This is a genomic window from Bacteroidota bacterium (assembly GCA_034723125.1).
Taxonomy (GTDB): domain Bacteria; phylum Bacteroidota; class Bacteroidia; order CAILMK01; family JAAYUY01; genus JAYEOP01.
In genome coordinates, this window is sequence record JAYEOP010000192.1 from 1 (window position 1) to 14,453 (window position 14,453).

Annotated in this window: 14 protein-coding genes; 5 read left to right on the forward strand and 9 right to left on the reverse strand. The window is 29.7% G+C overall.

The annotated features are described in order from the left end of the window. Nucleotides 1–128 (forward strand): succinate dehydrogenase/fumarate reductase iron-sulfur subunit (locus tag U9R42_05675; GenBank protein ID MEA3495509.1); only part of this gene is annotated, 128 nt, incomplete at its 5' end. Between the two features lie 111 nt (nucleotides 129–239). Here the strand turns inward: U9R42_05675 and U9R42_05680 are convergent. The 5 genes from U9R42_05680 to U9R42_05700 form a co-directional block, all read right to left on the reverse strand. After that, on the reverse strand, nucleotides 240–1,727 hold the full coding sequence (locus U9R42_05680) for a T9SS type A sorting domain-containing protein (protein MEA3495510.1): 1,488 nt from the start codon (nucleotides 1,725–1,727) through the stop codon (nucleotides 240–242). A 1-nt stretch (nucleotide 1,728) separates the two neighbouring features. Then, entirely contained in the window at nucleotides 1,729–4,296 is a 2,568-nt protein-coding gene (locus U9R42_05685; GenBank protein ID MEA3495511.1) for a T9SS type A sorting domain-containing protein, read from the reverse strand. A gap of 156 nt (nucleotides 4,297–4,452) precedes the next feature. Beyond that, nucleotides 4,453–4,644, reverse strand: a complete 192-nt coding sequence (locus U9R42_05690; protein MEA3495512.1) for a hypothetical protein — start codon at nucleotides 4,642–4,644, stop codon at nucleotides 4,453–4,455. Nucleotides 4,645–4,674: 30 nt separating this feature from the next. Continuing rightward, nucleotides 4,675–5,280: a 16S rRNA (guanine(527)-N(7))-methyltransferase RsmG gene (gene rsmG, locus U9R42_05695; GenBank protein ID MEA3495513.1), complete on the reverse strand. Its 606-nt coding sequence runs from the start codon at nucleotides 5,278–5,280 to the stop codon at nucleotides 4,675–4,677. Nucleotides 5,281–5,293: 13 nt separating this feature from the next. Then, entirely contained in the window at nucleotides 5,294–6,406 is a 1,113-nt protein-coding gene (locus tag U9R42_05700; GenBank protein ID MEA3495514.1) for a glycosyltransferase, read from the reverse strand. A gap of 142 nt (nucleotides 6,407–6,548) precedes the next feature. On the opposite strand from U9R42_05700, the gene tgt reads away from it, so the two are divergent. Next, the gene (gene tgt, locus U9R42_05705) at nucleotides 6,549–7,679 is read left to right on the forward strand and encodes a tRNA guanosine(34) transglycosylase Tgt (protein MEA3495515.1); all 1,131 of its coding nucleotides are present in this window, start codon (nucleotides 6,549–6,551) and stop codon (nucleotides 7,677–7,679) included. A gap of 17 nt (nucleotides 7,680–7,696) precedes the next feature. Continuing rightward, the gene (locus U9R42_05710) at nucleotides 7,697–8,773 is read left to right on the forward strand and encodes an LptF/LptG family permease (protein ID MEA3495516.1); all 1,077 of its coding nucleotides are present in this window, start codon (nucleotides 7,697–7,699) and stop codon (nucleotides 8,771–8,773) included. Between the two features lie 623 nt (nucleotides 8,774–9,396). Here the strand turns inward: U9R42_05710 and U9R42_05715 are convergent. The 4 genes from U9R42_05715 to ruvX all read right to left on the reverse strand — a co-directional run bounded on the left by U9R42_05715 (nucleotide 9,397) and on the right by ruvX (nucleotide 12,370). Further along, a complete protein-coding gene (locus tag U9R42_05715; GenBank protein MEA3495517.1) occupies nucleotides 9,397–9,894 on the reverse strand; it encodes a cob(I)yrinic acid a,c-diamide adenosyltransferase in 498 nt (165 codons plus the stop codon). 135 nt (nucleotides 9,895–10,029) lie between these two features. Beyond that, nucleotides 10,030–11,385: an oligosaccharide flippase family protein gene (locus U9R42_05720; GenBank protein MEA3495518.1), complete on the reverse strand. Its 1,356-nt coding sequence runs from the start codon at nucleotides 11,383–11,385 to the stop codon at nucleotides 10,030–10,032. 11 nt (nucleotides 11,386–11,396) lie between these two features. After that, on the reverse strand, nucleotides 11,397–11,957 hold the full coding sequence (gene def / locus U9R42_05725; protein ID MEA3495519.1) for a peptide deformylase: 561 nt from the start codon (nucleotides 11,955–11,957) through the stop codon (nucleotides 11,397–11,399). Between the two features lie 5 nt (nucleotides 11,958–11,962). Then, entirely contained in the window at nucleotides 11,963–12,370 is a 408-nt protein-coding gene (gene ruvX, locus U9R42_05730) for a Holliday junction resolvase RuvX (GenBank protein ID MEA3495520.1), read from the reverse strand. Here ruvX and recF point away from each other — a divergent pair. Together recF and U9R42_05740 are read left to right on the forward strand one after the other, a co-directional pair. Continuing rightward, complete coding sequence (gene recF, locus U9R42_05735) at nucleotides 12,370–13,527, forward strand: DNA replication and repair protein RecF (protein MEA3495521.1); 1,158 nt, start codon at nucleotides 12,370–12,372, stop codon at nucleotides 13,525–13,527. The genes ruvX and recF overlap by 1 nt on opposite strands. A 17-nt stretch (nucleotides 13,528–13,544) precedes the next feature. Continuing rightward, on the forward strand, nucleotides 13,545–14,159 hold the full coding sequence (locus tag U9R42_05740; protein ID MEA3495522.1) for a DUF3109 family protein: 615 nt from the start codon (nucleotides 13,545–13,547) through the stop codon (nucleotides 14,157–14,159). The last annotated feature ends 294 nt before the right edge of the window (nucleotides 14,160–14,453 follow it).

Consider the following 14,453-nt stretch of genomic DNA (forward strand, 5'->3'; position numbering starts at 1 on the left):
GATTTGGAAACTGCACAAACACAGGTGCTTGTGAAGCAGAATGTCCTAAAGAAATAAAAATCCTAAATATTGCCCGAATGAATAAAGAGTACTTTGTTGGGAAATTTGTAAAAGACTTGCAGTATTAACAGTTTATTTAAGTGCTTAAAATCTTTTTATCGTAATTATTTTCTGTGTTTTTTTCTCCTGAAGCAATAAATATGTAATTGTTAAGTTTCACAAAGTTGTTGTTGACAATTCTAATCCCGAACAATCAATTTTCCAGTAAAAACATTCTTTCCTGAAATTATTTTATACAAATACAACCCGCTTGATAAATCACCTCTGAAAAACTCATAGCTGTTGCCTGTAAATTGTTCTTGTCTGATTAGTTTGCCTGTGATGGAGTAAAGGTTTAAGGTTGCTTTTTGCTTTGTGTTTATTGGCAGTTTGAAGGTGCAGTTTGTTGTGCAGGGGTTGGGGTAAATTTTAGCATTTCTGTTTTTATGTACTTCATTCTTTATAGAAACACACTTTATCTTATCATGATCAACAAAACCATTACTATCTGTTTTAATAACATAACCTAAACCCCAACCATAGCCAAGAGATGCAGAAATTAAATAACTTCCATCCTCTAAAAGTAAAAGTGAATTACTATACAAGTCATCTATATATGTATAGTAAACAGAATAGTATATTTTATTGTCAAGCAATTCACCATCAGAGCTTAATTTTAAAATTTCAAAGTAAAATTCCATACTATCATTAGAGCTATCTTGATGCCTAACCAATAAGTGAATATTTTTTACATCATCCATAATTAAGTCTGAAATATGAGTTGTATGATCTAAAGGAAAGTGGTATTGCCAGATTGTATTTAAGTCTTCATCCATTTTAACTAATAATCTTTCATCATCATCAATCCACTTAGATAAATAGAATAAGTACCCATCATTTAGTTTATAGAGACTAATAGTGAAATCTTTGGGATTAAAAGTAAAACTAAAAGTATCATTTTTTATAATATCTCCATTTGGGGTCATTTGAAGCATTCTTCGATAATTTTCACCTCTGTCCAAAAGGAAATAATTAAAACTGTCGAATACAGATATATATTCAAATAAGTGATAGGTTAGAGTATTTTTTAGGATAGAATCGTAAAAAACCAGGCTGTCAATTTGCCATACAATTCTACCGTTATAATCTAATTTAATACAAAATCCATATTGATTTTTGTACTCTTGTTTTAGGGTGTCATATTTAGTATAACAGCTCCTTCCAATAAAACTACTGTCAAATGGAGAAAAAAAAGTTGTGAATCTTGAATGTATAGAAAAATCATCTCTTGACCATTTCAAATCTTCATTTTGGTCGTACATGAAGTTAAAGCCTGTTTCAAAAATATGGGATTTATCACCCCAACCATTGAAAAATATGTCTCCGTTTTCAAAGTAATAAAAACTGGACACATTGCAATAAAAATAATCATTCATCGGGAATTTGAAATCCCCAATTTTTTCGCCTTCATCAGAAATTTCAGTAAATGAATCCCCCCCCCCAGGACCTGGATAATAATAATTGCTTAGAACCAGATAATTGCCATTTTTCATTTTCACAATTTTTTGTGGATAAACTTCATTGGCACCATCAAATTTAAGCTTTGTTACAAAAGATGAATTTTCCTGTGCATTGGCAACAACAGGCAAAATTAAAATTGAGAATATTATAAGTTTTATTTTTATCATTTTATTGTTTTATTAATTTTCGTCTTAGTGTATATTGATCATTAGAAATTTCTATTATATAGATTCCCTTTTTCATTGCTTCGGTATTTATCCTTATAGTTTCCATGTTGATATACACTTCAGCGATTATCAGCTTCCCTGAAATATCGTAGATTTTAATAAGTGTTCTAACAAATGGATTATTAGTTACATTGGTTTTTATTGTTATCTCATTTGTCAAAGGGTTTGGATAAACATATAGGTTAGGTTTATATATATCCAGTATTTTTGAAATGGGGTCAGAAAACTCAGGGCAATCAACCAATGATTCATCATCAAAACCAAGTTCATTGTATGGGGGATACTGGGACATTTTATCCACAAGATAAGAATAATAGATATAGCAGAATGCAGAGATATTGACATTGTCAATATATTGATAATCATTTCCAAGGTTTTCATAAATGTAACCATGTTGATCGATATATTCTGTCTCAACCCTGTTGAAGTCATTTCCACTATCGTTGAACCATACCTGTAAATAATCTGTTTGACAGGAAAATGTTGGGATTATGTTAGTGACTTTATTATCGCTTCTGTAGCCAAGGTATTGCAACCTTTCTTTGAATCTTGAAGCGGGGTAATGATTGGAGTTTAAAAATGATACTGCTACATCATCATCTTCATCATTATGTTCAATATAATGATATACTAATAAGGCATCACTACCAGATTCCTGGATATCTGCTTGTTTTTCTTTCCAATCATCTATATCACTATGTGGAGTACAGAGATAATGATTTTGAGGTTGGTCATCATATTCACAACTTCTGTGATAGGTAAAGTTTAAACATTCGAATACCTTATCAACATTTCCATCATTTGTTCTTTCATTTATTAGTTTGCTCAAATGCACATAATGATCTGCATACAGACCTTGATAAATTCCATGTTCTTGATATTCACTATATTCTTCATCTGGATCAGGATTCCAATACTCATCTTCTAATACCAAAAAGTTAATTTTCCCATGATGGTCAAAATTGTACTTATTCTGGTTGTAGCCCATTTGGTTAGTCATTTGATCATCATCAGGGCTACCATATGCAGCACCACAAATAATTCCATAAGAATTGCATTCATCAATGAAATAGGCAAGCTTTTCTTCAAAATAAATCCTATCCTCTTCACTTGAAACATAAGCAGGGTTAAATATATTACTTACTCCATAAAGTATTAAGTAGTTTATATTGTTTTGCATTGCAAAACTTATAAGTTTTATGCGTTTTTCACCGTTTAATAAAATATTTTGATTGCTAAAAATGTCTGATTTACTTAAGAAGTCATCAACCCATAAAATTCTTGGAATCTTACAATTCTCTGTATTATCAAAGTTGTTAGTTACCAATGACACACCTAAATAAGCATTCCCACTAGAATCAATCCCATAGCTCGTATTATATCCTGCAAAATAAACTAATGGCATCCCCGTAAATCTTGCTACTGCATTACCATAATCAACAGAATCGCCTCCAAAAGTTTCATGTAAAATCGTGTCTCCAAAAGAATCAATGTGAACAACATACATATCTTCGTAGCCTTCACCTCTTGTATTGCATCTGCCTACGGCTATGTAAGTAAAATCGGTGGTAACAATATCATTAAAACTTTCCATTCCTGTTTTACCAATATATTTTCGCCAATCTTGTTCAAAAGCAGTGTCAAGCTTCATCACAAAGCCATCCGTGTCATTATCACAAATGCCATAACCGCTAACAATGTATCCCTTATCAAAAGCAGTATCAATACTGAATATTTTTGTGTCATCATTTAGGTCATAATCATAAGTGCTTAACAATCTGCCTATATTGTCTTCAATCAAATACAGTTTAGGATTTATATCATCTGTTACGTCATTAGCCGCAATTATATAATTATTGTCATAATCATTAATTATTTTATAGCCTTCAATATCATAGTTGGTTGTCCCATATAAATTGTTCCACTCAAAACCTGAACCATCCGCTCCAATTTTTATCACTCTTATTTGTGCATCTCCGCTTCCTATTGGGGTGCTGTTTCCCTGAATTATAAATTCATCATCACCGTTATTTACTACCGAATAGCCTACTTCGTTATAATTATCTCTCCCGTATTGAAATGTCCAAACAGTATCTCCTGTAGTATCAATTCTCATAGCAAAAATTTCTTTTCTTGTTTCTCCTGTTCGTACAGGTGGGTCGGTATAAACTTCAGTATAACCAACAAGCACCCAGCCGTTTGTTGAATGAGGAGCTATGGCGTAAGCAACTTCATTCATGTTAAAATTATAATTGGTATCCCAAAGCAATTTCCCAAGAGAATCAATATACCAAAATGCAATATCTTTGTTATCTTCTCCAATTTGTAAAAAACCAGTCATTGCTTTGTTTCCCATGTTGTCAACATATAAATCATAAGCACATTCGTTTAAGGAATCTCCATATCCTTGTTCAAATAATTGTCCTATTTTGGGGAGAAATGGATTTTGTGCATTAGTGAAGTTTAAAGAAAAGAAAATCAATGTGAATATTAAATATAATTTTTTCATAATTATTTTATGATTTTATTAAAGAGAAAAAAACAATTTCTTAATTTACAGCAAAGTTTAAAGAAAATATTTTTAAAAAGCCAAAAAAATTCCTTTTTTATGAAGTGAAACGAAACAAAAAAAGGAAAAATCAAACCAACAACGTGGTGAAACTAATCATGTAATTAAAAATCCACTTAGTGTAAAAAAGAAAGAAACAGCTTCATCACTTTTGTTTAAAATAGGAGTTTGTAAAAATGAAATAAAATCATTTCGGATTAGTACCTTTTGAATATGATAGATTATTACCAAAAATGCAGCATAAAATCGTAATGAATTAAGGCCATGAAAATGTATTGATTTTGACATTTGTACTTGTTTTCAGATTCGTAAATTCAATTATTCTGTTTTAACAATATATTTATCAATAAAATATTCTTCATTAAAGAAATTCTCAAGCTTAAATATTTTTACATTCCTATTATTTCTTATTGATTTATAATTCCCACCTGTCCAATAAAAAATATTTCCTTGCTTTTTTAGGTTTTTTTTAGCAATTCTAGTAAAATCTGATAAAGTACTTACAGCTCTTCCTAAAACAATATTATATTTTTGATTATGATCTTCTGATCTGCATTGTTCTGCTGTGATATTTTTTAATTCAAGTTGTTTTATCAATTCTTTTGCAACTTTTATTTTTTTTCCTGTTCCATCAATAAGATGAAAAGTTGCTTTTGGAAACATTATTGCCAAAGGAATACCTGGCAAACCTCCTCCTGTGCCAATATCAAGAATACTTGTATCCTCATTTAATGATTGTATTTTAACAAGTGCAAGAGAATGTAAAAAATGATGGATAAAAATATTTTTAATATCCTTACGGGAGATTACATTTATTTTGCTGTTCCAATCATTATAAAGAATATCAAGTGTTATAAATTTATCAATCGTCTCTTTATCAATTTCAGGAAAATAATTTGTAATTGTTTGAACTCCTTTTGCCATAAATAATTTTATTTTACCAGCTTTTTTTATTTGAAAACAGGCTAATTGTACTCATCCCCGGAACAAAAATAATATGATAAAAAATATCAAGAAATGGAACAGCCCATAAGTATGGCAACATTTTAAGTTTCTTCATTGAAAAGCCATAAACAATCATTGAACTAATAAATCTAAGTCCGAATATTCCCCAAATCAAATATGATAATGGATTAAAAATAACTGCAATTGCAAAAGCAACATAAAAAGCAAAATGACTTAACCACAAATAAGCTAACCATCTTTTGTGATTTTTTTTATATTCTTTTCCTCCCTTAAGATGTCTTTTTTTCTGTCTGAACCATTTTGATAAACTTGTGTGAGGTTTAGAAAGTATGAAAGAATCAGGATCAATTTCTATTGAAATATTATTTTCTGTTGCATTTTTGTTAACAAAAAGGTCGTCATCACCATAAGGAACATGAAGTTGTGTAGCATAACCTTTTTTATTAAAAAGCTCTTTTCTGTAGGAAAGATTTCTGCCAACACCCATATAAGGCATGGAAGCCAGTGTAAATGAAAAATATTGTAAGGCAGTGTAAAAAGTATCAAACTGAATAATTAGATTTAAAAGAGAGTTTTTCCTTTCATAAGGAGAGAAACCTGTAACAATTTGATTATTATCGGAATAATTGCGTGCCATTAGTCTTATCCATTGATTAGAAACAGCTTTACAATCGGCATCAGTAAAAAGCAAAATATCTTTTGTTGATTTACGGATTCCAAGAGATAAAGCGAATTTTTTTCCAGGATAATCACGGATATGACCTTTAATTCTTACAATTTTAAGGTTAGAATATTTTTCTTCCAATTGTTCAAGATATTCAAAAGTGTTATCTAATGATTTATCATCAATAACAATTACTTCATAATCAGGATAATCTTGTTCAAGAAAAGATTTAAGATTATTTTCAAGATTTTCCTTTTCATTTTTTGTAGCAATTAAAACAGATACAGATGGTTCATTTTTTATGCTTACCTTTTTAAAAAATGCAAATCGTGAAAAAAGTCCAAAAAAGAATAATAACTGAAAAAGCAGTAAAATAAAAAGTGGTAAAATGAAATATATGTTTGTAATGAAATCTATCATTAGTAGTGTTAAATTTTTTGATAAAATTGATGATTAATATTAATAGCAAATGTCTCAAGAATTTAGAGAATTAAAATATTATTTATGAACAAATTATTATTGTAAGTACTTTTGCATCATAATTTTTATTGAATTTGGATGTATGGAGTTTAAAATTGAAAGCAAAGATAAAAACAGCAAAGCAAGAAGTGGAAAGATAACTACAGAAAGGGGAGAAATTAAAACACCGATTTTTATGCCTGTTGGAACTTTGGGTAGTGTAAAAACTGTTCATCAGCGTGAACTAGAATCGGATATTAATGCACCGATAATTCTTGGCAATTCGTATCATCTTTATTTACGTCCCGGTTTAGAAGTGTTAGAAAAAGCAGGTGGACTTCATAAATTTATCAATTGGAACAGATTTATTCTTACCGATAGTGGTGGATATCAGGTTTATTCTTTGGCAAAAAATAGAAAAATTACTGATGAAGGCGTTAAATTCCAATCACATATTGATGGTTCAAAACATTTTATTTCACCCGAGAATTCTATTGATATTCAACGAACTATTGGTGCTGATATTATTATGGCTTTTGATGAATGTACACCTTATCCTGTAGAATATGATTATGCAAAAAACTCAATGCATTTAACTCATAAGTGGCTGAAAAGATGTATTTCGCAATTTGATAAAACAAAGCATAAATACGAACATCCACAGACATTTTTCCCCATAGTTCAAGGCAGTGTTTATAAAGATTTAAGAATTGAATCTGCTAAATTTATTGCCGACCAAAGTGCTGATGGAAATGCTATCGGAGGACTCTCCGTTGGAGAACCTCATGAAAAAATGTATGAAATGACCGAAATGGTTTGTGATATTTTACCAAAAGACAAACCAAGATATCTTATGGGTGTAGGCACTCCCGCAAATATCCTTGAATCAATAGCTCTTGGTGTGGATATGTTTGATTGTGTGATGCCAACAAGAAATGCACGCCACGGATTACTTTATACAAAAGAAGGACGAATAAATATTAAAAATGAAAAATGGAAAAATGATTATAGTCCGATAAATGAAGAACCCTTAAGTTTTATTGACAAATATTATTCTAAAGCATATTTGAGGCATTTATTAATTTCAGGGGAAGCACTTGCGGCACAAATAGCATCAATAAATAATCTAAATTTTTATCTTTGGCTGGTAAATGAAGCCCGTACACAGATTGAAAAGGGAGATTTTTTGTCATGGAAAAATAAAATGGCAGAAAAATTGAACAGACGACTATAAAAAATTAAATTCTGAGCTTGAAAATAATTGATATATATATTATTAAAAAATTTTTAACAACCTTTGTTCTTATTATTGGTCTGTTTATAATTATTGCTATTGTTTTTGATTTTTCGGAAAAGATTGAAGATTTCATTAAAAATCAAGCACCAACCAAGGCTATACTTTTTGATTACTATCTGAATTTTATTCCCTATTTTGTAAATCTTTTCAGTCCTTTGTTTGTTTTTATTTCGGCAATATATTTTACATCCCGATTAGCTTACAATACAGAAATTGTTGCAATGCTAACAAATGGAATGAATTTTTATCGCTTGCTTGTACCATATTTTATTGTTGCTACAATTCTTGCTTCTTTTTCATTTTATCTTGCTGGTTGGGCAATTCCACAAGGATATAAAAAATTATTGAATTTTGAAGAGAAATATATTTTAAATCCTTTTCAAAATGAAGGACATAATATTCATCGTCAGGTTGCTAAAGATCAATTTATTTATATTAGGAATTATCACATTGATGATAATGAAGGTATAAAATTCTCTCTTGAGAAATTTGAAGGTACTAAGTTGACATACAAACTTATTGCACGAAGAGTAGTCTGGGTTGATAGCCTACAAATGTGGAATGCAATAAGATATTCGGAAAGGACGATTGATGGTATGAATGAAAAAATTGAAAAAGGTGAAAACAAGTTATTAAACATTGCAATAAATCCTAAGGACTTCGGACGAAAATCAAGAGACATTCAAACCATGAATAATAAACAATTGTCAAAATTTATTAAACTGGAGAAGTCAAGAGGAGCAGATCTTATTGATTTATACTTAATTGAAAAGTACAAACGTTTTTCTATGCCTTTTGCAACTTTTATTCTTGTTCTTATTGCTTTTACAATTTCTACACGAAAATTAAGAGGAGGTACGGGAATGCATCTTGGCTTTGGACTAATGTTGGCATTTACATATATTCTTTTATTGCAATTTTCAACAATGATTGCTATCAAAACAAATTTTAATCCCTTGCTTTCGGTGTGGTTACCAACTATTATTTATTCAGTTTTTGGAGTATTTTTGCTTTTTAGAGCACAGAAATAAAATGAATAAATTGATGACTTCTTTGAAACATTTTGGTTCTATGTTGATTTGAGTGGGTAATCAAATTTGCCACAGACTTCGTCTGTCGAAGACATACAAAAAGTAAAGACTACGTCTGTCGAAGACAGATTCACAGATTAAAAAATTACTCTTTTTGTAATTAGTGCTTATAAGAAAACTCATTAATTGCCTATCTGTACCCCTTAAATTCCCTAAAGGGAAAATCCAACTCACTGAGTGTGATGGCATCTTCTTTAGGGGATAAAGGAATGAGCAGAGGATATGCAGAATTTTCCTTTAGTTTTCTAAGAAGTACTAATTAATGAATTTTCGCCAAATCCCGTTATATCTGAACTAAAGGACATTTACTTAGACTGGTCATAATTAGAGCTTTGGCACTATGTTTAACGTATTGAATATTAATTGTTTACACAGTACAGCAAAACGCAGTTTATGATCGCTCTGCATATATCTTATTAGAATAATGCATATAAATTAATTTTAATCTGTGAATCTGTCTTTGACAGACGTAGTCAGATTTCTATTACACTTAGCTTGTCTTCGACAGACGAAGTCTGTGGCTTTAATATCCCCCCCCACTCAAATCAACATAGAACTAAATTTTATTTTTCTTCTGCTCTTGCCATAATAAAAAGCAGGTCTGATAAGCGATTAATATATTTTAAAAGCTCTTCTGAAATATTTTCATCATTATGCAATGCAATAATTTTCCGTTCTGCACGCCTTGCAATTGTACGGCAAATATCAAGCTTTGCTGAGGATATATTTTTTCCCGGAACTGTAAAAGATGTTAATTTAATTTCTTTTTCAAAAGAATGTACCAACTCGGTTAATTTGTCAACATCTTTTGTTTCTATTGCATTAGCAAATATTTTTCCTTTTGAAGCTAATTCCGCACCTAAACGAAAAAGGGTTTTTTGAATCTCTTCAATAATTATAATAATCTCCTTTGAATTAACGTAATTTTTTGCCTCACCAAGAAATGAATTTAGTTCGTCAATTGTTCCATAACTTTCTACTCTTAATTCATTTTTCCAAACTTTTTCTCCCGAAAATAAAGATGTTTGTCCTTTATCTCCCGTTTTTGTTGAAATACTCATTTCTTTATTTTTGACGCAAGTTACAATGTTTTTAGTTTTAATAACTATTTGGAAGTATAAAAATTTCAATCTTCAATTTCCATATACCAATTATTTAAAAACAACTTTTCTCCCACTTTTATTCCCTTTGTAGCCTTATTTTCCCCAAATACCTTTTGCTCTTCCTGAAACAATTTTATTGTACTGAATTGTATTAATAATTGCCGGTGGTAAAAGGACAATTGATGTTGCCATTATCACTCCTGCTGTTCCAAAATGCTTTGCAAGAATTATCGAAACAGGTATGTTAAAAATTGCTGCAATAAGTAGAAAAATTGTTTTTAAATGAATTTTACTGGTGCCATCCATCAAAATAGAGTGAATGGTTTCCCATGCCCAAACAAGAACATAAAGAGCCATGAAAGCTGATAATACAAAGGGAACACTTATTTTATCTCCTACCCATAAGAAATAAAAGTCGTTTGAAAATATCAATAAAATTCCTAACAGAACAATTACTCCTAACCACAACTTTCTTAAATTTCTAACAGTATTTTTTATCCATTCAATATCTTTTTTTACATAAGCTTCAGTAAAAGCTGACCAATATGGAGTTACAATTATAGCCACAAACATTACCATAAGGTGAAAATATTTATATGCAATATTAAAGGTAACCACTTCCTCTGGACACAGCACCTGATTTATAATAATGTTGTCTGATTCAAAAATAATTATAACTGATATTTGCATTAAAAAAAACTTTAATCCCAGTCTTACTAATTCTTTTGAATATTTAAGTTTTACATATTTTATTCTTGGAATATACTCTTTGTAATCCTTTGAAAAAAAATATATTGAAAAAATAATAAGCATAAAAACAGGAGCGGCACTCATAGTAATACCAATAAAAAGCAATGAGCCTGTTGTAGTTTTTGTTAAAATAAAAATTACAATAAGTGCAACAATATTTGAAATTGAATTAATACTATTTTTTATTGTCGGTCTTTGGTCTGCTTGTAAAATAGTAGCTATAAGATTTAAAATAAAACGGAGTAAAAAAAAGAAAACTACAAATATTATTAATGGCTTAAGCTCAGAGCCTATCTCAGTTGAGGCACTTAAAATATTAACCCAATTAAGTAATGGGTTTATCAATAAAAAAATTAAAAAAAACAAAGTGAATATTAAAAAAAATAAAGCATAGGTTGTACTAACATAAATTTTTGCCAATTCTTTTTGATTTTTTGCAATAGCTTCAGCAAATTTATTTCTCATACCATTACCTACGCCAATATCAAAAGAACCAACCAAAGCTACTATTGAACTTAGCGTTAACCAAATACCATAATTTTTCGTACCAATATAATTTAATGTTAACGGAACTAAAATAAAGCTTACCAAAATACCGATACCTTTGATACCCAACGAAAGAAAAATATGTTTTTTAGCTTTTATACTTCTTTCGTTGCCAAAGGTAATTTGATTATGGATAAATGGAAGTAACTTCATAAAATTAAATTCTAAATTCCTTTCCCTTTGGTATAAAAATCCATTGGATAATCAACATCCACATTCCCTATTTTAATATTTTTTAGTTGACGTGATAACATCTTTCTTTTTAATGAAGAAAGCCTGTCTGTAAATAATATTCCTTCAAGATGATCGTATTCGTGTAAAATCACTCTTGCATTTATTCCATCAAAAGTTTCTTCATGTTCTTTAAAATTCTCATCAAGATAATTTATTGTAACTTTTTCTTTCCTTACAACATTTTCTCGTATTCCGGGAAGGCTTAAACATCCTTCTTCAAAAGCATAATCTTTACCAAATGTTTCAATTATTTCAGGATTAATGAAACTCTTTTTTATTTTATTTTTATTATTTTCATCTATTGTTGAATTAACAATAAAAAGAGAAATACTTTTGCCAATTTGCGGTGCAGCAAGCCCTATTCCACTTGAATCCTCCATTGTTTTAAACATCTCTTCAATTAATTCCTTTAAGTCAGGATAATTTTTATCAATATCTTCACTTATTTTACGCAAAAGTGGATGTCCGTAAGCAGTAATTTTAAAATTCATCTGTTTTAATTTTCTAAATATGATTGTAAAATAATTGTGGCACTTACTTTATCAATTAAACTTTTATCTCTACGTTTCTTCTTTTTAACCCCTCCTTCAATCATTGCTTTTGTAGCCATTTTAGATGTAAATCTTTCATCTTCTTTTTCAACAGGAATATTCCTAAATTTTTTGTTCAGCGTTTTTATAAATCTTTCAACAGCTTCTGTAGCATGTGTAGGTGTTCCGTCAAGATTTAATGGGTATCCTATTACAATTTTTTCAACCTCCTCTTTTGAAAAATAATCTTCCAAAAATTTAATGATATTTTTGTTTTCAACTGTTGCTAATCCACTGGCAATAATTTTCAGAGAATCAGTAACAGCAACCCCTACCCTTTTTAAACCAAAATCGATACAAATAATGCGTGCCAATGTTTTTTACCTTAATTGTTATTTATTGCAAAGATGTAAATATTTTTGCATCAATAATGATATTTCTTAAGAAGTTAAATATTGCCAATTTTAAAAATCTCAAATCAGTTGAGTTGAGTTTTAAAAATAAATATATTTGTTTTGCAGGAAACAATGGTGTAGGCAAAACAAATTTACTTGATTCAATTTATTATCTCTCAATTGGGAAAAGCTATTTTAACAGTATTGACAAACAAAACATTTTGCATAAAGAAAACTATTTTAATCTCAAAGGAAGTTATTCTCGCAAAGATGAAAATATTGAAATATTTTGTGCTTTCACAAATCGGAAAAAAATTACAATAAACGGAAATAATCTTGAAAAACTATCCGACATTGTAGGAGAAATACCAATAGTAATAGTTACTCCTTACGACAACACACTAATAACAGGAGGAAGCGAAGAACGAAGGCGTTTTCTTGACATGATAATTTCTCAACTCGACAAAAATTATTTAATAAATCTTGTAGAGTACAACCGAACAATAAAACAAAGAAATGCACAATTAAAAATCTTATTTGAAAACAGAAGTAAAGATACTTCGCTTATTGAAGTTTACAACACAAAATTAATTGAAACAGGAAGTTTTATATTTGAAAAACGAAAATCTTTTCTTGAAAATTTTACTACAAAATTTTATAATTATTACTCAATTATAAGCGAAAACAAAGAGGATGTACAAATCGCCTATGCAAGTCAATTGAAAAACAATGATTTTGAAGAAGTTCTTAAAAGCGGTTTTGAAAAAGACCTTATCACACAGCGTTCAAATTTTGGTATTCATAAAGACGATTTAGAACTTTTCATTTTTGAGCATCCGGCAAAAAAGTTTGCCTCACAAGGTCAGCAAAAATCATTTTTACTTGCTCTAAAATTAGCTCAGTTTGATATTATAAAAGAAATAAAAAAAATAAAACCATTATTTTTACTTGATGATATTTTTGACAGATTGGATAAAAACAGAGCAACTCAATTGTTGGATATTATAACCAAAAACGGCTACGGACAAATTTTTCTAACTGATACTAATGCAACAAGAGTAAATGATGTTTTTAAAAAAATAGGAAAAGAAATTGAAATTTTTAATGTTGAAAATGGAAATATCATTAACAATTAAATTATAAAAAATCAAAGATGCTAAAAATAAAAAACACAATAGTAACCTTAGATATTTTTCAAGAACAGTTTTTTTGTGATTTACCAAAGTGTAAAGGTCTTTGCTGTGTCAAAGGCGATTACGGTGCACCCCTCAATGAAATGGAAATTTTTTCTTTGAAAAAAAACATTGAAAAAATAAAAGCATTCATGAATAAAGATGCAGTTGAACATATTGAGAAATATGGTTTTTATGAAACAGACCCTGATGATGACCAAGTAACAAAATGCATCAAAGGAGAACATTGTGTTTTTGTAATTCAGGGAGAAGACGGAATTTATAAATGTGCTATTGAAAAAGCATGGCAAAACGGAAAAATAGATTTTCAAAAACCTATTTCCTGTCATCTTTATCCCATAAGGATAAACAGCCTTGCAGGACTTGAAGGAGTAACCTACAACCGATGGGATATTTGCAAATCAGCTTGTGAATTAGGTAAAAAGAAAAAAATCCCATTATTCAAATTTCTAAAAGATCCACTAATAAGAAAATTTGGAAAAGAGTGGTACAAAGAATTGGAAATTGTTGCCGAAGAAGTAAACAAATATTTCGAAAGCAATTCTTTGGAAGAAGCAAAAACAAAGATTAGTTGAGAGGAAGCGAGATACAGTCTTCAGTCCACAGTCGGCAGTCCAAAGTCAAATTCCAAATAAACAAAAAGAAGTACTTAGAGTACTTAAAGTGCCTAAAGTACTTAGAGTTATGTGTTACGAATAAACAAATCACCAAATAAACAAATAAACAATTCCTACAACAACCCATAAAATCGTCATTGTGAGGGAGGTACGACCGCGACAATCTCGGGCTTTTTAGCAGAGGTAGTCAAAAACAGTCCTCAGTCAGCAGTAGGCAGTCTCCAGCCAGCAGTCAAATTCCAAATAAACAAA